Annotated in this window: 15 protein-coding genes and 1 pseudogene; 6 read left to right on the forward strand and 10 right to left on the reverse strand. The window is 68.8% G+C overall.

Annotated elements, in window-relative coordinates:
• Positions 1 to 1675 (reverse strand): APC family permease (locus tag V7E05_RS09815; RefSeq protein ID WP_333619477.1); only part of this gene is annotated, 1675 nt, incomplete at its 3' end.
• 106 nt (positions 1676 to 1781) lie between these two features.
• Between V7E05_RS09815 and V7E05_RS09820 the strand changes: the two genes are divergently transcribed.
• The 3 genes from V7E05_RS09820 to hrpA are packed head-to-tail and all read left to right on the forward strand — an operon-like array spanning position 1782 to position 7215.
• Entirely contained in the window at positions 1782 to 2456 is a 675-nt protein-coding gene (locus V7E05_RS09820; protein WP_333619478.1) for a potassium channel family protein, read from the forward strand.
• Between the two features lie 31 nt (positions 2457 to 2487).
• Complete coding sequence (locus tag V7E05_RS09825) at positions 2488 to 3168, forward strand: potassium channel family protein (RefSeq protein WP_333619489.1); 681 nt, start codon at positions 2488 to 2490, stop codon at positions 3166 to 3168.
• 12 nt (positions 3169 to 3180) lie between these two features.
• Positions 3181 to 7215, forward strand: a complete 4035-nt coding sequence (gene hrpA / locus V7E05_RS09830; RefSeq protein WP_333619479.1) for an ATP-dependent RNA helicase HrpA — start codon at positions 3181 to 3183, stop codon at positions 7213 to 7215.
• Between the two features lie 18 nt (positions 7216 to 7233).
• On the opposite strand, the gene nrdR is transcribed toward hrpA, so the two are convergent.
• Together nrdR and V7E05_RS09840 are read right to left on the reverse strand one after the other, a co-directional pair.
• Positions 7234 to 7710, reverse strand: a complete 477-nt coding sequence (gene nrdR / locus V7E05_RS09835; protein WP_333619480.1) for a transcriptional regulator NrdR — start codon at positions 7708 to 7710, stop codon at positions 7234 to 7236.
• 203 nt (positions 7711 to 7913) lie between these two features.
• Complete coding sequence (locus V7E05_RS09840; protein WP_333619481.1) at positions 7914 to 8429, reverse strand: hypothetical protein; 516 nt, start codon at positions 8427 to 8429, stop codon at positions 7914 to 7916.
• 315 nt (positions 8430 to 8744) lie between these two features.
• On the opposite strand from V7E05_RS09840, the gene lexA reads away from it, so the two are divergent.
• Positions 8745 to 9407, forward strand: coding sequence for a transcriptional repressor LexA (lexA, locus tag V7E05_RS09845; RefSeq protein ID WP_333619482.1), 663 nt, complete (start codon positions 8745 to 8747; stop codon positions 9405 to 9407).
• A 36-nt stretch (positions 9408 to 9443) separates the two neighbouring features.
• On the opposite strand, the gene hflX is transcribed toward lexA, so the two are convergent.
• Both hflX and dapF read right to left on the reverse strand, forming a co-directional pair.
• Entirely contained in the window at positions 9444 to 10925 is a 1482-nt protein-coding gene (gene hflX / locus V7E05_RS09850; protein WP_333619483.1) for a GTPase HflX, read from the reverse strand.
• A gap of 7 nt (positions 10926 to 10932) precedes the next feature.
• A complete protein-coding gene (gene dapF, locus V7E05_RS09855) occupies positions 10933 to 11859 on the reverse strand; it encodes a diaminopimelate epimerase (protein ID WP_333619484.1) in 927 nt (308 codons plus the stop codon).
• A gap of 124 nt (positions 11860 to 11983) precedes the next feature.
• Between dapF and V7E05_RS09860 the strand changes: the two genes are divergently transcribed.
• Positions 11984 to 14185, forward strand: a complete 2202-nt coding sequence (locus V7E05_RS09860) for a malate synthase G (protein WP_333619485.1) — start codon at positions 11984 to 11986, stop codon at positions 14183 to 14185.
• Between the two features lie 123 nt (positions 14186 to 14308).
• On the opposite strand, the gene V7E05_RS09865 is transcribed toward V7E05_RS09860, so the two are convergent.
• Positions 14309 to 15049: an IclR family transcriptional regulator gene (locus V7E05_RS09865; protein WP_333619486.1), complete on the reverse strand. Its 741-nt coding sequence runs from the start codon at positions 15047 to 15049 to the stop codon at positions 14309 to 14311.
• Positions 15046 to 15993 (reverse strand): tRNA (adenosine(37)-N6)-dimethylallyltransferase MiaA, encoded by a 948-nt coding sequence (miaA, locus tag V7E05_RS09870; protein WP_333619490.1) that lies wholly within the window; start codon positions 15991 to 15993, stop codon positions 15046 to 15048. Before miaA ends, V7E05_RS09865 begins: the two co-directional genes overlap by 4 nt.
• Before the next feature lie 1001 nt (positions 15994 to 16994).
• On the opposite strand from miaA, the gene V7E05_RS09875 reads away from it, so the two are divergent.
• A complete protein-coding gene (locus V7E05_RS09875; RefSeq protein WP_333619487.1) occupies positions 16995 to 18452 on the forward strand; it encodes a DUF349 domain-containing protein in 1458 nt (485 codons plus the stop codon).
• Positions 18453 to 18517: 65 nt separating this feature from the next.
• Here the strand turns inward: V7E05_RS09875 and V7E05_RS09880 are convergent, their stop codons facing one another.
• The 3 genes and pseudogenes from V7E05_RS09880 to V7E05_RS09890 form a co-directional block, all read right to left on the reverse strand.
• The gene (locus V7E05_RS09880) at positions 18518 to 19186 is read right to left on the reverse strand and encodes an Rv2732c family membrane protein (protein WP_333619488.1); all 669 of its coding nucleotides are present in this window, start codon (positions 19184 to 19186) and stop codon (positions 18518 to 18520) included.
• Between the two features lie 70 nt (positions 19187 to 19256).
• Positions 19257 to 20744 carry a tRNA (N6-isopentenyl adenosine(37)-C2)-methylthiotransferase MiaB gene (miaB, locus tag V7E05_RS09885; RefSeq protein WP_442891650.1) on the reverse strand — a complete coding sequence of 496 codons (1488 nt, stop codon included), beginning with the start codon at positions 20742 to 20744 and terminating at the stop codon, positions 19257 to 19259.
• Between the two features lie 129 nt (positions 20745 to 20873).
• Positions 20874 to 21064: pseudogene (locus V7E05_RS09890) on the reverse strand (regulatory protein RecX); the annotation flags it as partial.

The following is a 21064-nucleotide window of genomic DNA, read 5'->3' on the forward strand; positions in this document are numbered from 1 at the left end:
TCTTCTCCCAGGCCGAGACGAGCGCCTTGGTCGCGGCGACGTCGACGCTCACCGTGACCGCCTCGAGGTAGTCGGGGCGCGTCGCCCGCGCGAACGCGATGGTGCGCAGCGTGGGCAGCGTGACATTGCTGACGAGCACCATGCAGTGGATCCGCGAGGGCAGGACGGGGCGCCCATCCCACCCGCGCAGGCGCGCGGCCATGCCCGTGTAGTGATTGTGGATGGCACGCATGACGACGACCACAGCGGCCATGATGAGGATGACGATCCAGCCGCCAGAGGCGAACTTGGTGACCACCACGATGACGAGCACGATCGACGTGCACACGAGGCCGAGAGCGTTGATCCCGCGGGCGCGGCGCATCCTGCGGCGACGGCGCGGCACCTCCGCCGCGGCGATCTCGCGGCTCCAGTGCACGACCATGCCCCACTGGCCGATCGTGAAGGAGGTGAAGACGCCGATGACATACAGCTGGATGAGCGTCTGCACCGATGCCTGCACGACGATGGTCGTGGCGATCGCGGCGATGGCGAGCCCGATGATCCCGTTGGAATACGACAGGCGGTCGCCACGGTTGCCGAACTGGGTCGGCATGTACTTGTCGCGCGCGAGGACCGAGGCGAGCACCGGAGAGCCGTTGAACGCCGTGTTCGCGGCGAGCAGGAGGATGATCCCGGTCGCGGCGGCGATCACGCCCGTCATCCACGGCGCGCCGGAGAAGACGGCGTCTGCGAGCTGCACGACGAGCGTCTTCTGGTGGTATCCGGCGGGCGCGCCTTCGAGGTCGCCGGGGTCATCGGCGAGGGTGACCCCTGTGATCACCGAAAGCGCGATGAGTCCGAGGAACAGCGCGGCGGTGAGCCCGCCGATGATCGCCAGCGTCCGCGAAGCGTTCCTCGCGGTCGGCTTCCGGAAAAGCGGCACGCCGTGGCCGACGGCCTCGATACCCGTGAGCGCCGCCGATCCGGAGGCGAACGCGCGGAGCACGAGGAATACCAGCGCGAACCCCGACTGCTGCGTAGCCGCCGAGTCGAATACGAGCTCCGCGGATTCGGCACGCACCTCGTCGCCGAGGATCGCCCAGCGGAACAGCCCCCAGACGATCATCACAGCGACCGAGGCGATGAAGAAGTACACGGGGATGGCGAAGGTGCGGCCCGAATCGCGCACGCCCCGGAGGTTGACGGCGGCGAGCAGGATGATCGCCACGACCGCGATGGGTACGGAGTACCGGGAGACGACGTGCACAACCGAACCGAGGTTGGCCACCGCCGCCGAGATCGACACCGAGACCGTGAGGATGTAGTCGATGAGCAGCGCGGCGCCGGTGATCTGACCAGGCAGCGGCCCGAGGTTTCGCCTTGCCACCTCGTAGTCCCCGCCGCCTCCCGGGTACGCGTAGATCACCTGTCGGTACGAGGCGACGACCACGAGGAGGACGAGGACGACCGCGACGGCGACCCAGGGGGCGAAACCGATGGCCGCGGCTCCGGCGAGCGAGAGCACGAGGAAGATCGCCTCGGGCGCGTATGCCACGGAGGACACCGCGTCGGAGGCGAAGACCGGCAGCGCGAGACGCTTGGGGAGCCGCGTGTGCCCCTCGCGATCGGTGCGGTACGGACGGCCGAACACGAGGCGCTTCCCGCCTCGGGTGGCCACACTGAACCTGCTCATCACCGTAAGACCTTAGGCGGTGCAGCTCCGGGGCGCCCACTGTCCCGGGGATTGCCGGCCGTCGCCGTCATCTTCCCCGGGCGCGGGCGGCGGGTATCGTGGCCGCGTGCGCGTAATCATCATGGGCTGCGGACGCGTCGGCGCGGGGCTCGCCTCGGTCCTCGTCGCCGAGGGCCACGAGGTCTCCGTCATCGACAAGAACCCCGATTCCTTCCTCCGCCTCGATTCCGAGTTCCAGTTCCCGGGCCGGAAAATCACCGGCATGGGCTTCGACCGGGACGTGCTGCGGCGGGCCGGAGCCGAGGAGGCCGATGCCTTCGCGGCGGTGTCCAGCGGCGACAACTCGAACATCATCTCCGCGCGGGTCGCCCGCGAATCCTTCGGCATCGATCGGGTCATCGCGCGGATCTATGATTCGCGCCGCGCCGAGGTATTCGAGCGCCTCGGCATCCCCACCATCGCCACGACCCCGTGGACGACCCGTCGCTTCTTCCGCTTCCTCACGGGCAGCGCCGAGGCCGAGCCGTGGGCCGATCCCACGGGCTCGGTCGTGCTCACCGTGAGGGAGGTCACTCGTGGCCTCATCGCCCGCCCCATCCACGAGGTCGAGGCCGCGGCGGACTGCAGGGTCGTCGCCGTGACCCGATACGGCGATTGCTTTATCCCCGACGGATCGTTCCTCCTCCAGGACGAGGACCTCGTCCACGTGGCGGTGACGGCGGAGGACGCGGACTTCTTCGGCCCGCGCCTCCTCGACCGCGAAGGACTGTTCGATGACTAGCACCCACCTCCTGCCGTCCACGTCGCAGTCGATGCGGGTGATGATCGCCGGCGCCGGTGCGGTCGGCCGGTCCATCGGCCGGGAGCTCATCGCCAACGGGCACTACGTGCTCCTTGTCGACAAGCGCGGGGAAGTCGGCGGCAACGACGGCGTCCCCGGGGCGGAGTGGCTCGTCGCCGATGCGTGCGAGCTCGACTCCCTCGAACGTCTCGGGCTCTCGAGCTTCGATGTGGTCGTCGCAGCCACGGGCGACGACAAGGCCAATGTGGTCCTCAGCCTGCTCGCGAAGACCGAGTTCGCCGTGCAGCGCGTGGTCGCCCGGGTCAACGATCCGCGCAACGAATGGCTCTTCGGCGAGCGCTGGGGCGTCGATGTCGCGGTGTCGACGCCGCGGCTCATCGCCGCCGCCGTCGAGGAGGCCGTCGCGGTGGGCGACGTCGTCGAGCTGCTCACGCTGCGCGGCGGAGAGAACCGGCTCGTGTCCTACACGCTGCCCGCACACACGACGCTCGCCGGGCGCGCCGTCGCGCGCCTGAGCCTGCCGCGAGACACCTCGCTCGTGTCGATCATCCGCGGCGGCCGCGTGATCGTGCCGGACGAGGACGTCCCCTTCGAGCCCGGCGACGAGCTCCTCTTCGTGGCACGGGTCGAGGCTCTCGAGGCGCTCACGGCACTCCTCCTCGACTCCTCTCCCGGCACGCAATCGCGCTAGGCTGGCGGGGCTATGCCCTCTTCCCCGCGCCACAGCCAGGACCGCCGCCGTCACTCTCGACGGTCAGGACGCGACGGCGCCGGATCCGGGCCCGGATCGCGTTCCGGAGCCAAGGCCACCGCCCCTGCCGATCCCGCGCTCGACCCGCGCAAGGCCGAACTCCGCGATCGGCTCGGTGAGGTGTCCCTCGTCGATTCGCAGCGACTCGGTCTGAGGATCGGACAATCCCGCAACGATGCCGAACTCGACGCCGCCGAGGAAGCGCTCGCCAAGGCCGCCGCGAAACTCGAGAAGCGCCGCGCGGGGCTGCCGGAGCCGAGCTACCCCGAGGAACTCCCGGTCTCCGGGCGCCGCGAGGACATCGCCGAGGCCATTGCCGCGAATCAGGTCGTGGTCATCGCCGGCGAGACCGGCTCGGGCAAGACCACGCAGATCCCGAAGATCTGTCTCGATCTCGGCCGCGGAGTTCGGGGCGCGATCGCCCACACCCAGCCGCGCCGGCTCGCCGCCCGCACGGTCGCCGCGCGCATCGCCGCCGAGCTCGACGTCGAGCTCGGCGCGGAGGTCGGCTATGCCGTCCGCTTCGACGACAAGACGAGCGATCGCACAGCGATCAAGCTCATGACCGACGGCCTCCTCCTCAACGAGATCCGCCGCGACCGCCTGCTCCGCGCCTACGACACGATCATCATCGACGAGGCCCACGAGCGGAGCCTAAACATCGATTTCCTCCTCGGCTACCTCGCCTCCATCCTCCCCAAGCGCCCCGATCTCAAGGTCATCATCACCTCGGCGACGATCGAACCCGAGCGCTTCGCCGCGCACTTCGCCTCGCCCGGCGGCGAGCCGGCGCCGATCATCGAGGTCTCGGGCCGCACCTATCCGGTGGAGGTGCGCTACCGCCCGCTCGTCGAGGAGATCGACGGGCGAACGGTGGACCGCGACCCCATGGACGGCCTGTGCGATGCCGTCGGCGAGCTCCTCGGGGCCGGGGACGGCGACATCCTCGTCTTCCTCTCCGGAGAGCAGGAGATCCGCGACGCGGAAGAGGCGATTCGCGGCCGGAAGTTCCGCGCGCTCGATGTCTTCCCGCTGTACTCGCGGCTGAGCACGGCCGAACAGAACAAGGCGTTCCGGAGGCATTCGCGCCGACGGGTCGTCCTCGCCACCAACATCGCCGAGACCTCGGTCACGGTCCCCGGAATCCACTACGTAATCGATACCGGGCTCGCTCGGATCTCGCGGTACTCCACGCGCACGAAGGTGCAGCGCCTCCCCATCGAGGAGATCTCACAGGCGTCCGCCAATCAGCGCAAGGGACGTTCCGGACGTGTCGCCGAGGGCATCTGCGTGCGCCTGTACTCGGAGGAGGATTTCGAGGCGCGCCCCGAGTTCACCGACCCCGAGATCCTCCGCACCAACCTCGCCTCGGTGATCCTCCAGATGGCCGACCTCGGGCTCGGCGCGATCGCCGATTTCCCGTTCGTCGATCCGCCCGACTCTAAGTCGATCCGCGACGGCCTGGCCCTCCTCGACGAGCTCGGCGCCCTCGCCGAGGCCAAGTCCGGGGAACCCCGGCTCACGGCGCTCGGCCGCGATATCGCCGCGCTCCCCCTCGATCCCCGGCTCGCGCGCATGCTCCTCGCCGGGCGGGATCACGGCGCCCTCGCCGAGACGATCGTCATCGTCGCCGCGCTCACGGTCGGCGACGTCCGCGAACGGCCCGCCGAGGAGCGCGACAAGGCGACGGCGGCGCACTCGCGCTTCGTCGACAAGACCTCGGATTTTCTCGGCTACCTCAACGTCTGGCGCTACATCACCGAGCAGCGGGCAGAGCTTTCGGGCAGCGCTTTCCGCAAGATGTGCAAGGCCGAGTATCTCCACTGGCTCCGCATCCGCGAGTGGCAGGACCTCGGCAACCAGCTGTCGTCCGTGTGCCGGGAGCGCGGCTGGCACCCCGGTTCCCTCACCGCTTCGGATGACGACGTACACCGCAGCCTCCTTGCGGGCCTGCTCTCCTCGATCGGTGCGCGGAAGGAGGAGACCCGCGAATTCGCCGGGGCGCGTGGCCTCACGTTCCACATCCATCCTTCGTCGGCCCTGTCGAAGAAGCCCCCGCGTTGGGTCATGGCCGCCGAACTCGTAGAGACCTCGCGCCTCTTCGCCCGCGATGTCGCGCGCATCGATCCCGCCTGGGTCGAGCCGATCGCCGGGCACATGGTCAAGCGCAACTACTCCGAGCCGCACTGGTCCTCGAAACAGGGCGCCGCGATGGCCTACGAGAAGGTCACCCTCCTCGGTCTCCCGATCGTCGAGAACCGCCGCATCCTCCTCTCGCGGGTCGACGCCCCGCTCGCCCGCGAGCTATTCGTCCGGCACGGGATCGTCGAGGGAGGCTGGTCAGGCCGTTCGCCGGAGCTCACCGCGAACCGCGAGCTCGTCGCCGAGGCCCGTGAGCTACAGACGCGCTCCCGCCGCGCAGGCGCCGTCGCCGACGACGAGCAGCTCGTCGCCTGGTACCTCGAGCGGATCCCCGAATCCGTGGTCTCCGGCCGGCATTTCGATTCGTGGATCGCGAAGGCGCCCGAGGCCGAGCGCGAGCACATGCGGCTCACGGAGTCGGATATCCGCGACGAAGCAACCGGCCCGTCCGAGCGGGATTTCCCGCCGGCGTGGAAGCAGGGCGAGCTGACCTTCGAGCTCGAGTACACCCACGACCCGCGCTCCGACGCCGACGGCGTGGCCGTGCGCATCCCGCTCACCCAGCTCGCCCACGTACGTTCCGCCGGTTTCGAGTGGCTCGTTCCCGGCCTGCGCACGGAGCTCTATACGGAGCTGATCCGAACCCTGCCGAAGATGTTCCGCCGGCTCGCCTCGCCCGCAGGCTCCTTCGCCGACCTCGTCGCAGCGGATGTCGAGCCGCGCCGGCGCCCGCTGGTCTCGGCGGTTGCCGAGTCGCTCTCGGCGCGCATCGGTTCGACCATCCCCGCGAGCGAATTCCACCCGGAGCAGCTACCGGAGCACCTGCGGATGACCTTCGTCGTGATCGATTCCGGCGGCTCCGTGGTCGATTCCGGGCACTCTCTTCCCGCCTTGCAGTCCAAGCTCGCGGACAGGGCCAGGCAGACGCTTCTCGATTCCCTCGCAAATGACGCCGATGGACCGTACCGCTCGTGGACGCCGGAGACTATCGGCGATCTCGCGGACGAGGTGTCCGCCGAGATCGACGGCGTCGACGCGATCGCCTACCCCGCGATCGAGGTCCGCTCCGACGGCATCCACCGCACGGTGTGCACGTCGAGGGCCCAGCGTTCCGCTGCGATGACCCGGGCCTGCATTGCTCTCCTCAGGGGACTCGGGCTGGTCTCGACGGGCCGTCTGCTCAAGGGACGACACACGAGCGAGCGGCTCGCGCTCACGCAGTACCCCTATGGCGGTATCGACGCGCTCGCCTCCGATGCCACTGTGGTCGCCATCGGACGAACCATCGGCGCCGCGGGCGGGGCGCCATTGACCGCCGCGGGTTATGCCGAGCTCGAGACTCACGCCCGCCGGGACGTACCGGGTGCCGTTGCACGACTCATAGCCACGGTCCTCCCCGCGCTCGTACAGGACCTCGAGCTACGCCCCGAGCTCGAGCGTATGCGCCCCTCGGAGATCGTCGACGAACTGCGAGAGGAGCTCGATTTCCTCATCGGCCGCGGCTTCCTCGCGCGCCATTCCGCCGCGCAACTCGGGCAGCTCGAGCGGCATCTCAGGTCCATCGGAATGAGGGTCCGCATGGCGGAGGAAAACCCCCGGAAGTACGACGCGCTCCGCGCCCGGATCGCCGACACCGAGGACGCTGTCGCAGAAGCACGGACCGCGCTCGAGGCGCACAAGCGGAACAAGCAGAGCCGGGAGATCGCGTGGCTGCTCGCCGAACTGCGAGTGAGTGTCTACACGCAGACTCTCGGGACGGCTGGTTCGGTATCGGAGAAAAAGATCTCCCAGGCGATCAAAGCCGCGTTCGCGCAGGGTGCCCGAAAGCAACGGGCTCGCGTCTGACCGAAACGAGCCTCGCGCCTATCCACCCGCGGCCGCGTTTGCCGCATGGACGCCGTCCTTGCGCATCGAGCGGATCTCCGCCTCGAAATCGTCGGCCGACTGGAAGGACTTGTAGACGGAGGCGAAGCGGAGATACCCGACCTCATCAAGTTCCCTGAGCGGCTCGAGGATCGCGAGGCCGACCGCGTGCGCGGCCACTTCCGTGACGCCCTTGGCTCGCACCGCGAGCTCCACCTTGTGGGCGAGGAGATGCAGGGCATCGGAGCTGATATCGCGGCCCTGGCACGCGCGCCGGACACCGCGGATGACCTTGTCCCTGCTGAACGGCTCCGTGACGCCGCTCCGCTTACTCACCATGAGTACCGGGGCCTCCATGGTCGTGTAACGGTGCCCGCACGAAGAACACTCCCGGCGGCGCCTGATGGACAGCCCTTCCTCTGCCGTGCGCGAATCGATGACGCGCGAATCGGCCTTGTGGCACATCGGACAAAACATCAGGCGGCTCCTCGCAAGGGCGTGGGCTCCCCCTGCGGCCGAGTGGCCGCGCCCACAAACACCACCTATGGTAATCGTTTGCACCGAAACCCCCCAAAAACCACTACATGTAGGCGGACGACGGCGCTTCCGGCCGCTCCCGGCGGCCCGAGTCCGGGGACCCGATACCGGAGCCCGACTTCTGGCGACCGTGCCCGGAGCACCTACACCAGCGTGAGCACGAGAACGAAGAAGACGAAGCCGACGACAATCCCCGCGGCCGCCGCGACCATTGCCTGATTGAGCGAGAGGGCGGGCGAGCCGGCGTGCGACTCCGAGCGAATAGGCATGCCGGCCGCTGCGCGGGTCTCGGAGGCGACGAACGAGCGGGGCGCGGGAACCGGGCCGCGCGCCGACGCACCCACGGGCCCGGACTCGCGCTCCGAGGCGCCGCGAGCATAGTGGAGACGCGCGGAGCGAGCGTCCTCGCCGAAACGGCGGGCCCGCAGGCCGCGCTCGCGCAGGGCCGCGATATCCGCAGCGGTATCCGGATCGATGGCGGCGCCTGCCGGCTTCACCTCGACGCCGGGCGCGACCGCGGAGGGTGCCGACACGTGGGCTCGGATGACGACGGGGATGGCGGGGACGCCGGGTGCACCGACGGCACTGCGGACGGTGTGGCGGCCGGACTTAGCGGAGGTGGCGTGCGTGGTGTCGGAACGTTCCAGGTGGATGGTCATCTCGATCGATCCCTTTCTCTCGTGGCCGTGATCGACACGTTGTCGAACATCGTTGCTGCCGTTGTTCGTGTTCTAGTTCTACGAACCGGGTCCGACATTTCGGCCGAAAATCGATCGCACGGGCCGGAGTACGCTACCCCCGTTTGGAACAGTCAGTCCTGTGAACTGCGACTAGATTCCATCTCGGACGAAATTCCGACATTCGAACATATGTATGTCGATTTCGGCGTTCGAGAGGTAGCATATGCGACGAGTTCGAAAACGCAAGCATTTGTTCGAACACGTGCTCTATACGCCGCCACCGAGGGGACGAACGTGCCACCCAGCAGCAAGCCGAAGGAGTCGCTCACAGAGCGGCAGAAGACCATCCTCACCGTCATCAACGATGCGATCGCCGAGAACGGCTACCCGCCGAGCATCCGGGAGATCGGCGATGCCGTCGGTCTCCAGTCGACGTCCTCGGTGGCGTATCAGCTCCAGGCGCTCGAGAAGAAGGGCTATCTCATCCGGGATGCCCACAAGCCCCGCGCCGTGGACGTCCGCTCCCCCAATTCCTCATCGCGCCAACCCTCGCGCCGGGCACAGCTCCCCAGAGGCGCGTCACAGCCGGCCTTCGTCCCGGTCGTCGGTCGGATCGCCGCGGGCGGGCCGATCCTGGCGGAGCAGGAGATCGAGGCGGTATTCCCGCTTCCGGAGGAGCTCGTGGGCTCGGGAGAGACCTTTATCCTCAAGGTCGTCGGCGAATCGATGCGGGACGCGGGCATTCTCGACGGCGATTACGTCTGCGTCCGCCGTCAGCAGGTCGCAGAGAACGGCGACATCGTCGCGGCGATGATAGACGGGGAGGCCACCGTCAAGACCCTCGACAAATCGTCGAGCGGCGTCTGGCTCGTCCCCGCGAACGAGGCGTTCCGCCCCATCCCCGGGGACTACGCGACCATCCTCGGCCGGGTCATCATGGTGTTCCGCCGGCTCTGATCCGCGCCGGGCACCCGGCCGGAAGCGGCCACCGCGCTACACGCGGTACTCGGAGACCTCTCCGGCAATGGACTCCGGGAGACGGACCTCGAGCACGGTCCCCGATTCCGAGTACCGCTCGTCGAGCACCGCGCCCTCCTCGTGGAGCCGCGCGACGACATCGCCACGCGAGTACGGGATCTCCACCAGAACGGTCACATCCAGCGCGGCGATGTGCTCGGCGATCCGCTCGCGGAGCTCGGGGATCCCCTCGCGGGTGATCGCCGAGACGAACACGGCGTCGCGGAAGCTCGCGCGCAGCTCGGCGAGTACCAATGGATCGGCGTCGTCGATCTTGTTGATCACGAGGAGCTCGGTCGGCGCCGTCGCATTCTGCTCGGCGACGACGTCGCGGATCACGCTCCGCACCGCGTCGATCTGCTGGAGCGGGAACGGGTGCGATCCGTCGACCACGTGGACGAGGAGCTCGGAGTCGACGACCTCCTCGAGAGTCGAACGGAACGCCTCGACCAACTGCGTCGGGAGATGCCGGACGAAGCCGACGGTATCGGTGAGCACCACGGCGCGCCCATCGGGCAATTCGGCCCGCCGGGTGGTCGGATCCAGGGTCGCGAACAGTGCGTCCTGGACCAGCACACCAGCTCCGGTAATGGCGTTGACAAGCGAGGACTTCCCCGCGTTGGTGTAGCCGGCCACGGCGACAGACGGCACCGGGGTCGAGCGCCGGCGGTGGCGCTTGGTGAGCCGCGCCTGCTTCATCCCACGGATCTCACGCCTCAGCTTCGCCATCCGCTCACGGATGCGCCTGCGGTCGGTCTCGATCTTCGTCTCACCAGGACCGCGCAGGCCCACGCCGCCGTTGGAACCGGCCCGGCCGCCAGCCTGGCGCGAGAGCGTCTGGCCCCAACCGCGCAGTCGCGGAAGCATGTACTCCATCTGCGCGAGGCTGACCTGCGCCTTGCCCTCCCGCGAGGTCGCATGCTGGGCGAAGATGTCGAGGATGAGCGCCGTGCGGTCGATGACCTTGACGTTGACGGCTTTCTCCAGCGCGATGAGCTGGCCGGGCGTGAGCTCGCCGTCGCAGATCACGGTATCGGCGCCAGTCGCATCGATAATCGAGCGGAGCTCGGCGACCTTGCCAGAACCGATATAAGTCGCGGCATCGGGCTTGTCTCGGCGCTGGATGAGCGCGTCGAGGACCATCGAACCCGCTGTCTCGGCGAGCGCGGCGAGCTCGGCCATCGCGGCGTCGGCCTGCTGCGCCGAACCCTCGGTCCACACGCCGACGAGAACGACGCGCTCGAGGCGGAGGCGGCGGTACTCGGCGTCGTTGATGTCCTCGAGCTCGGTGGACAGGCCGACCACGCGGCGCAGGGAGGACCTCTCCTCCAGCTGCAGCTCGCCCGTTGACGGGTCGTGATCGGAAACAGCGAAATCGGGTGCGCCCTGCGCAGCGCGATCATCGTGGTCGCGCGCGGGGCCTGCGGTATCGCCCGTGGTGTCGGGAGTCGTCGTCATACGGCCCCTATTCTCGCACGTGACCACGGGAAAACAGAAGCCCGGAAAGCTCGCCGCGGGCCACGAGCCGCGAGGGGCCCGTCATAGTGGCGGCGCCGCGCGAGATCTCCACCACGACATCGCCGCCGGGGACCCGCACGGTCACCGTCCCGTCCGAGCGCTCGGCATCGGCGAGTGCGGCGAGGGCCGTCGCCACGATTCCGGTCCCACACGAACGGGTCTCCCCCGCGCCGCGCTCGTGGACTCGCATGTGCACGAGCCCGTCCTCGGACATCGGCGTCGCGATCTCCACGTTGACCCCAGCCGGGAAGAACTCCTGGTCGATGACAGGCTGCGAGGCGATGGGCAGGGTATCGAGCTGCTCCGACGTCATCCTCGGGACGATAGCAGCAACATGGGGATTGCCCACGTCGACGGCGAGACCGGCGAACGCGCGCCCCTCGAAGGAAACGGTGGACACGCCGATCACCTCGGGCGTGCCCATGCCCACCGATACCGTGGCCGCGTCGGTCGAGGATCCGATGGAAACGGTTGCCGGTCGCAGGCCCGCGCGCGTACCCACGCGGATCTCGCCCTCGGGCGCGAGGCCGGTGGCGACGAGGGCGTGGGCGAAGACGCGGACGCCATTACCGCACATCTCGGCAACCGAGCCGTCGGCGTTGCGGTAGTCCATGAACCAGTCCCCGGGCTCGACATCCGCGGGGATCTCGGCGAGCTCGCCCGCCTCGCGCAGCTCTCCGGCTCGGGCGATGCGGAGGATCCCGTCGCCGCCGACGCCGGCGCGCCGATTACACAGGGCGCGGACCGTATTCGGGTCTTCGAGGCGGAGTCCGGCGCCGACGTCGGGAAGGACGACGAAGTCGTTTTCGGTCCCGTGGCCCTTGAGGAACGGGGCCGTCGCGGGCGCTGCGGACTCGCCGGTAATGCTGCTCATGCCGACGATTGTAATAGCGACCGGAAACGATTCCGCATTGTGGAAAGCGGTGTTCCTGGCCGGGAGTCGGCCCACATAGAATCCAGGTCAGATACAGCCACCGATCAAGGGAGGTCAGCGCAGCATGAGCGAGCGCATCACAGTCGGCAATATCCAGATCGACAAGGTCCTCTACGACTTCGTCAACACCGAGGCCCTCGAGGGCACCGACATCGACGCGAAGGCGTTCTGGGACGGCGTTTCCGAGATCTTCACCGATCTCACGCCGCGAAACAAGGAGCTCCTCGCGGTCCGCGACGAGCTGCAGACCAAGCTCGACAACTACCACCGCGAGTACGCGGGAAGCTTCGATCAGGAGAAGTACCTCGAGTATCTTCGCGAGATCGGCTACCTCCTGCCGCAGGACGACTCCGTCAAGGTCTCCACGGAGAACGTCGACTCCGAGGTCGCGACCGTCGCCGGCCCGCAGCTCGTCGTTCCGGTGCTCAACGCGCGCTTCGCGCTCAACGCCGCGAACGCCCGGTGGGGCTCGCTCTACGACGCGCTCTACGGCACCGACGCGATCCCCTCCGATGGCGGCGCGGAAAAGGGCAAGGGCTACAACAAGGTCCGCGGCGACCGGGTCATCGCCTGGGTCCGCGAGTTCCTCGACGACGTCGTGCCGCTCGCCGAGGGCAGCTACGTCGGCGCGAAGGCCTTCGCCATCGTCGACTCCAAGCTGCAGGTCACGCTCGCCGACGATTCGGTCACCGGCCTCGCCGATCCCGACAAGCTCGCCGGTTACCTCGGCGATGCCGCTGCGCCGAGCAACGTGCTCCTGGTCAACAACGGGCTCCACATCGACATCGTCTTCGATGCCTCGACCCCTTCGGGCGAGACCGATTCGGCAGGCATCTCCGATGTGGTGCTCGAGTCCGCCGTGTCCACGATCATGGACTTCGAGGACTCCATCGCCGCGGTGGACGCCGAGGACAAGGTCCACGGGTACCGCAACTGGCTCGGCCTCATGCGCGGCGACCTCGAGCACACCGTGGAGAAGGGCGGCAAGTCCTTCACACGCGTGCTCAACGACGATCGCACGTACACGACGCCCGACGGCGGAGAGCTCGTCCTCCACGGCCGTTCCATGCTCTTCGTGCGCAACGTCGGCCACCTCATGACCAACCCTGCGGTCCTCGACGCCGACGGCAACGAGCTTCCCGAAGGCATCCTCGATGCCATCGTCACCTCGCTCGCCGGCATCCACGGCATCGCCGCGGACAACAAGCGCAAGAACTCCCGCGAGCGTTCGATCTACATCGTCAAGCCGAAGCAGCACGGCCCCGACGAGGTCGCCTTCACCAGCGAGCTCTTCGGCCGCGTGGAGAAGCTCCTCCGGCTGCCCGAGAACACCATCAAAATGGGCGTCATGGATGAGGAGCGCCGCACATCGGTCAACCTCTCCCGCGCGATCGCCGCCGCCGACCAGCGCTGCGTGTTCATCAACACCGGCTTCCTCGACCGCACCGGCGACGAGATCCACACCTCGATGGAGGCCGGGCCCATGGTCCGCAAGGCCGAGATGCGCGAGGCCAACTGGATGCCGGCGTACGAGAACTACAACGTCGACGAGGGCCTCGCCGCCGGGCTCATCGGCCGCGCCCAGATCGGCAAGGGCATGTGGGCCAAGACCGATCTCATGGCCGAAATGCTCGAGCAGAAGATCGACCAGCCGAAGGCCGGCGCGAGCACGGCGTGGGTCCCCTCGCCCACCGGCGCATCGCTCCACGCGACCCACTACCACCGGGTTAACGTCGCAGAGGTCCAGAAGGAGCTCGTCGCCGGCGGCCGCCGCGTGACCCCCGAGCAGATCCTCGAGATCCCGCTCGCCGCGAACACGGATTGGACCGACGAGGAGAAGAAGCAGGAGGTCGACAACTCCTGCCAGTCGATCCTCGGTTACGTCGTCCGCTGGATCGACCAAGGCGTCGGTTGCTCGAAGGTCCCGGACATCCATGATGTCAACCTCATGGAGGACCGCGCCACGCTGCGCATCTCGAGCCAGCTCCTCGCGAACTGGCTGCGCCACGGGATCATCTCGGAGGAGATGCTCATCGAGTCGCTCAAGCGCATGGCCGCGCTCGTCGACGAACAGAATGCGGGCGACGAGACGTACCGCCCGATGGCCCCGAACTTCGAGGACTCCATCGCGTGGCTCGCCGCCCGCGACCTCATCCTCGAGGGTGGATCGCAGCCTTCGGGCTACACCGAGCCGATCCTCCACGCACGTCGCCGCGAGTTCAAGGAGAAGTACGGCGCGAACAACGCTGCCGCGTTCGGCGTCTAGCCGCGCCGGGGCTCACCGCCCCTCGCAGGGCCCGCGCCTAGTCCGCACGGCCCAGACCAAGCGCCCCGCCACTCCGGTTCGCCGGAGGGGGCGGGGCGTTTTCTTTCGGTCCGACGGCGACGTTCAGGCGAGGTGCGGGCTTGCAGCGATCGCGCGATGGATGGCGGCCGCGGCCGCCTCGCGCTTGTCGTAGGTGAACCGGGCCTCGGGGCCCGAGACCGAAAAGGCCACCGCGGACCGCCCGGAGCCGTGCGCGACCGCCACGCAGCGGACGCCTTCCTCCTGCTCGGACTCGTCCCCTGCAAAGCCCTGACGGCGCACGTCCGCGAGCTCGGCGACGAACCGTTCCGGAGTGGAGAGCGTCCAGTCCGTGTAGCGCCGCATGCCGGTCCGCTCGAGGAGCGCGCGCACCTCGTCGTCCCCGGACTCCGCGACGAGCGCCTTGCCGACGGCCGTGCAGTGGAGGTCGACGCGCCGACCGACCTCGGTGAACATCCGCATGGAGTACGGGCTGGGGACCTGCGCGAGGTACACGACGCGGTCGCCTTCGCGGGCCGCGAGGTTCGCCGTCTCCCCCGTTGCGTCGACCACGGCCTGGAGGACCGGCTCGGCCCAGCTCGTCGTCACGGAGCGCGCGGCGCTCCCCGCCCACATGAGCGCGGGGGCGAGAAGGTATTCCCTCCCCGGCCCTTGTCGCAGCATTCCCGTCTCTACAAGTGTCGAGCAGAGCCGGTGGACGGTGGCGGCGGCGAGACCGGTGTGCTCGGCGATCGCCTTGAGCGAGGCGATTCCACCCTCGGCGACGAGGGCGTCGATGATCCCCGCCGCGCGCGCCACGGACTGCACCGTTTCCTTGGGGCTCATCTCTTCTCCTTTGTGCCATCACCGATCGCGTCGAGGGCGGCGTCGAGGAGCCTCTCTCGCCCCGCCGCGGAGGCATCGAGCCACGTGATCCGCTCGTCGCGGCGGAACCACGAGCGTTGCCTGCGCACGTAGCGCCGCGTCCCCACGAAGGTCCGATAGACCGCCTCATCGAGCTGCTCCCCTGCGGGATCCGCTCCGGCTGATTCGTCGATCGCGGCGAGCACTTGGGCGTATCCGATGGCGCGGCGCGCCGTCACCCCGTCGCGGAGGCCTGCGGATTCCAGCGCGCGCACCTCGGCGACCAGACCCGAATCGAACATCGCTGCGGTCCTGCGTTCTAGGCGCTCGTCGAGCTCCGCCGTGGGGACGTCGAGTCCCAGGAGGTGCGCGCCCCAGCGCTGCCGACCTATGCGCGGGCGCGAGGCCGCGAAAGGCTTGCCGGTGATCTCCACGACTTCGAGCGCGCGGACGGTCCGCCGCGGATCGCTGGGGAGGATCGTCGCCGCGGCCTCTGGATCGATCGCCGCGAGCTCGGCGTGGAGGGCCTCGACGCCGATCTCGTCGAGGCGCCGCTCGTATTTCGCGCGGACCTCGGGATCGGTCTCCGGGAACTCCCATTCGTCGAGCAGGGATTGGTAGTAGAGCATCGACCCACCGACGACGACGGGAACAGCGCCCGCGGCCATGATCTCCTCGACGATTGCGCGGGCATCACGCTGGTAGTCGGCGACGGAGGCCGTCTCGGTGACCTCGAGGACGTCGAACATGTGGTGGGCAATTCCGCGGCGCTCGGCAGGGGGAACCTTCGCCGTGCCGATATCCATACCTTTGTAGAGCTGCATTGCGTCGAGGTTGACGATCTGTCCGCCGAACCGCTCGGCCAGGTCCATGGCGAGTTCTGATTTACCCGTGCCCGTCGGGCCGATGACGACGATGGGCTGCACCTGCCCCGGCCCGGGCTCGGTCTCGGCGGCCCCCTGTATCGCAGCCGTCGCGGAGGCGAGAACCCAGCGCGCCACGTGGTAACCGACTCCGAAAGGCGCCCCTTGCGCGGAATCCGCTGCGGGCCGGCGGCCAACCGCCGCAGCGGCACCGCGCCACAACGGCGCGGTATACCAGCCGTCGCGGGCGGCCTCGGAGTCCTCGTGATCCGGAAGCGTGGTCCCGGCCTCGATGAACTCGGTCAGCCCCGCATCGAGAGCAACGGCACTCGGGCGCTCCGGGATCGGGGCCTTCGGCGCGAGCGCGGCGGGGCCATCGGCGATGAGCACCACGGTGCCAGGCGCGGAAGCGATGAGCTCTGCGACGCTCTCGGCCGAACCGGCGACCACATGAGTCTCGACCGCCTCGTCCCGAAACCCCGGTCCCGCCTGCTGCAGCCACCACCACGCGATGAGCGCCGCACCGGGGATGTCCTCGGCCCTGATCCCGGCCTCTTCCGGCGACGGCGCCCCATTTGGACCGATGGGCACGTCCGGGGCGCCCCAACGACGCAGATCGTGGCGGATTCGAGGCAGCACGGCGACCTCGGTGCCGTGGACTATCACCCGGACTTCCGCTCCGGATGTCGCGGCGGTGCGGAGGGCGCGGAGTCCGGCGTCGTACAGTGCCTCGACCTCCGACCAGGCGGCGCGGGAGAGCTCGGGGACGACTACCGGTGCGCCGGGGAGGAGAACGAGCTGCGATGCCACCCGGCCAGACTACCTCCGCCGCAGGTCGCGCCCGGCGCGGCGATGCCGGACTCGGAGGCGGACATTCCCCCGCCGTGTGCGCGCGGGAAATATATAGTCGATGGCGACTCGCTCGCCGGGCCGCGCCCTCGCGGCACCGGGGCTCGGGTCGCCGAGAACGGCGGCGCCCCCACCGCGGGCGCTCGACAGAGCGCCACACGCGATGGCCGTGCCGCCCGTGGAGATCCGCTTCGCGCGGTAGGAGAAGGAGAATCATGGCCGACGTCGAGCACACCGGAGCCACCCCGCAGCCCACGCCGGCCCCAGGATCGGCCCCGGACTCCGCGCCGACCCCGGCTTCCCCGGCAGCGCAGAACCCTAGTCCCAAGCCGGGACAGCCTGGGCCGGGCACGGGGGCCAAGGGTTCCGTGCCTCGGCCGGGGCCTCGCCCGGGTGCCACCCCGCGCCCCCACAAGCCCGCCGGCGACGCCACGGTCGCTCCCGCAGCGCCCGTCTCGGATCCCGCGAAGTGGGGTCGCGTGGATGACGACGGAGTGGTCTTCGTCCGCACTGCGGCCGGGGAACGGCGCGTCGGTTCCTGGCAGGCGGGCGATGCCGCCGAGGCTCTCGCCCACTTCGGCCGCCACTTCGACGACCTCGCCACCGAGGTGATGATCCTCGAGCAGCGCCTCGAATCCCACCCCTCCGATGCCGCGAAGACTCGCGAGTCGGCCGCCGCTCTCGCCGAGACCGTGCCCGAGGCCTCCGCCGTCGGAGACCTCGACGCGCTCGAGACGCGCCTTCGGGCGATTGTCACCCGTTCGCATGACGTCGAAGAGCAGGCGCGAAGGGACAAGTCCGCCAACCGTGCGGCCGCGATCGAGCGCAAGGAAGCGCTCGCTGCGGAGGCAGAGGAGATCGGCGCGAATTCGACGCAGTGGAAGGCCGCCGGAGACCGGCTCAAGGCGATCCTCGAAGAGTGGAAGACGATCCGCGGGATCGACCGCAAGACCGACGACGCCCTGTGGAAGCGCTTTTCCAAGGCGCGCGAGGGCTTCAATCGGCGGCGCGGCGCGCATTTCGCCGAGCTCGACCGGCACCGGGCAGAGGCGAAGCGGATCAAGGAGGATCTGGTCGTGCGCGCGGAGAAGATCTCCGGCAGCACCGAATGGAACGACACCGCCCGCGCCTTCCGAGACCTCATGGATGAGTGGAAGGCCGCGGGCCGCGCGCCGCGCGAGGCCGATGACGCGCTGTGGGCGAAGTTCAAGAAGGCGCAGGACACGTTCTTCGACGCCCGCCACGCGGCCGCCTCGGAGCGGGACGCGGAGTTCGAGGAGAACGCAGCCGCCAAGGAGCGGCTCCTCGACGAATACGGGGCAAAGATCGATCCCGCGGCGGACCTCGCGGGCGCCAAGCGAGCCCTGCGTGAGCTCCAGGAGAAATGGGACGAGGCCGGAAAGGTTCCCCGCTCCCGCATCTCCGAGTTCGAAGGCCGGATCCGGGAGCTCGAGAAGCGCGTCGGCGCCGAGGAAGAGCACGAGTGGCGGCGCACGGATCCCGAGGTCAAGGCGCGCGCCGGACAGTTCTGGGTGCGCGTCGAGGAGTTCGAGGAGAAGGCCCGCAAGGCCGAGGCCGCAGGCAAGGCGAAGGACGCAGAGAAGGCGCGCGCCCAGGCGGCGCAGTGGCGCGAGTGGGCCGAGGCTGCCGAGACCGCTGTGGAGCAGCGCTAACCGGGAGCCTCAGTGAGGCTACCGCGGCCGCGCGGGTGTTACCGCTGCCACGATGCCGACTGGATTCAGCCGCACTGCTTGCCGGACTCGGGTCCCGCTTGCCCGTCCGAGCGGGGGTGGTTCGATTCCCGGCGCGATTCCGCCGCTGCCCGCTGCTCCTGCAGCTTCCGGGATTCCTTGCGGACTTCGAGCTCGGCGGCCTTCTGCTGATCGGACTTGACCCAGAGAAGGATCGACAGAGTGACGGCGAGCGCCAGGACGAGCAGCTCGGAGAGATAGATACCGATCTGCGGGGCACCGAAGTCCGTCGAGTCCGGGTTCGGCCCGCGGCCGTCTTGGCGGAGCCAGATGGCGAGAACGCCGTAGACGGCGGCGACACACGTGGCGCACCAGGCGATGCCTGCGGCCCACCACCGTTGCGTGAACACCGTGACTACCCCGAACAACACGCTGCCTGCACAGATGAGCGTGACGAACACGCGCGCGGGAAGCGAGACCTGCTGCTCGCGGGCGACATCGGTGTAGAACAGGACGTCGAATCCGCGGACCCCGGCGCTATGCGGGAGGAGCTGCACGGCGGCGAGCAGAATGACGAGAACGAGCGCGACGAGGAGCGGCCTGCCGACGACGACGCGGCTCGCCCACAAGGCATCGTTCTTCCTCGACCGGAGCTTCGCGTCCTCCATGGCCACGGAGACCTGCTCGATGGGATCTGGGCGGTTTTCGGTACTCAACGTTCCTGCCGTTCCTCGTTCTCACTCCGGCTCCCGCTCCCCGTTCCGGGGCGCGTGCCGCTGCCGACGATTATGCCTCCGCGCGGATTCCGGGCAGACCGAGCCCCACGCCGACCGGCGCAGTGGTGGGGACGCGACCGGCCTCCCAGCGGTCCCCGGCGACCGTGCGACGGTGCGTGAGCACGCCGCCGTCGGCGAGGAGATGGTGCGGGGCGGCCGCGGTGATCTTTATCGTGACGATGTCGCCCGCGCGGATCGCGCCGTCCGCCCCCTCGCCGGCGGTGGGATCGAAGTGGACGAGGCGTCCGTCCCGCGCGCGGCCGCTACGCCGCGCCGTGGCGTTGTTCTTCCGGCCGGAATCGTCGACGACGAGAAGCTCGACGGTTCGACCGACGATCTTCTCGTTCTCTTCCAGCGTGATCCGCTCCTGGAGCGCGATGAGCCGGTCGTAGCGGTCCTGCACGACGCGCTTGGGGACCTGTTGCTCCATCTCCGCTGCCGGGGTTCCCGGGCGCGGGGAGTACTGGAAGGTGAACGCGCTGGTGAAGCAGCTCTTCTCCACCACATCGAGGGTCTCGAGGAAATCCTCCTCGGTCTCGCCGGGGAAGCCGACGATGATGTCGGTGGTGATGGCCGCGTGCGGGATGGCCTCGCGGACCTTTTCGATGATCCCGAGGAACTTCTTCTTCCGGTACGAGCGGCGCATTTCGCGGAGTACCTTGTCGGAGCCGGACTGCAGCGGCATGTGGAGCTGCGGGCAGACGTTCGGCGTCTCGGCCATCGCCTCGATCACATCGTCGGTGAATTCGGCGGGGTGGGGCGAGGTGAAACGGACGCGCTCGAGCCCCTCTATGTCCCCGCAAGCTCGGAGCAGAGAGGCGAAGGCTCCCTTATCCGAGGGCTCGTCGGGGTGGATGAAGGAACGGCCGTAAGCGTTGACGTTCTGCCCGAGGAGAGTGACCTCGACGACGCCTTCGGCGACGAGTGCCTGTACTTCGGCGAGCACCTCGCCGGGGCGCCGGTCGACCTCCTTGCCGCGGAGGGAGGGCACGATGCAGAACGTGCACGTATTGTTGCAGCCCACGGAGACCGATACCCAGCCAGCGTACGAGGACTCCCGCTTCGCAGGAAGGTTCGACGGAAAGTGCTGCAGCGATTCGGCGATCTCGATCTCGGCCGCGGCGTTGTGCCTCGAACGGTCGAGAAGCGAGGGCAGATGCCCAATGTTGTGGGTGCCGAAGACGACGTCGACCCACGGCGCGCGGTCGACGACGACGTCCTTGTCCTTCTGCGCGAGACAGCCCCCGACAGCGATCTGGAGCCGCGGGTTGACGTCCTTCCATGGACGAAGGTGGCCGAGGGTGCCGTAGAGCCGGTTGTCCGCGTTCTCGCGGACGGCGCAGGTGTTGAACACGATGAGATCGGGCACGTGGCCGGCGTCCTCGTCCGTCTCGCCGGAGAACGGGACATAACCCGCTTCATCGAGCACGCCGGCGAGGCGCTCGGAATCGTGGACGTTCATCTGGCAGCCGAAGGTGCGGATCTGGTAGCTCCGCAGTTCCCCCTGACCGGTGGTCTCCCCCTGCTCGGTCTGCTGATCGAACTCGGCTAGCACTTCGCTCACCTGCGCCAATACCCCTTGTTTGCGTGAATCACGTACGCGGACAGAGTACGCCGCGCCCCGCTCCTAGAGAAATTCGCGCGCGTTGGCGATCTCCGTGTCGACCACGGACAACGCCACGTTTGAGGAGTACCCGCGGCGCTGCAGGTACGCGACGAGCCGTCGCTTCGCCTTGAGCATCGTCTCTCGATCGGCGAGCTGCTCGGCCACGTATCGACGGAGGCGCTCCGCGGCGAGATCGTGCGCGCGTGCCCGTT

Origin of the sequence: Dietzia sp. (genome assembly GCF_036741115.1) — a bacterium.
Lineage (GTDB): Bacteria > Actinomycetota > Actinomycetes > Mycobacteriales > Mycobacteriaceae > Dietzia.

What these genes read in the sequence shown, in the direction of transcription:
- V7E05_RS09825 (WP_333619489.1), top strand. Translation starts at nt 2,488, where the DNA reads ATGCGGGTGATGATCGCCGGCGCCGGTGCGGTCGGCCGGTCCATCGGC.
- hrpA (WP_333619479.1), top strand. Translation starts at nt 3,181, where the DNA reads ATGCCCTCTTCCCCGCGCCACAGCCAGGACCGCCGCCGTCACTCTCGA.
- nrdR (WP_333619480.1), bottom strand. Translation starts at nt 7,710, where the DNA reads ATGTTTTGTCCGATGTGCCACAAGGCCGATTCGCGCGTCATCGATTCG.
- V7E05_RS09840 (WP_333619481.1), bottom strand. Translation starts at nt 8,429, where the DNA reads ATGACCATCCACCTGGAACGTTCCGACACCACGCACGCCACCTCCGCT.
- hflX (WP_333619483.1), bottom strand. Translation starts at nt 10,925, where the DNA reads ATGACGACGACTCCCGACACCACGGGCGATACCGCAGGCCCCGCGCGC.
- dapF (WP_333619484.1), bottom strand. Translation starts at nt 11,859, where the DNA reads ATGAGCAGCATTACCGGCGAGTCCGCAGCGCCCGCGACGGCCCCGTTC.
- V7E05_RS09860 (WP_333619485.1), top strand. Translation starts at nt 11,984, where the DNA reads ATGAGCGAGCGCATCACAGTCGGCAATATCCAGATCGACAAGGTCCTC.
- V7E05_RS09865 (WP_333619486.1), bottom strand. Translation starts at nt 15,049, where the DNA reads ATGAGCCCCAAGGAAACGGTGCAGTCCGTGGCGCGCGCGGCGGGGATC.
- V7E05_RS09875 (WP_333619487.1), top strand. Translation starts at nt 16,995, where the DNA reads ATGGCCGACGTCGAGCACACCGGAGCCACCCCGCAGCCCACGCCGGCC.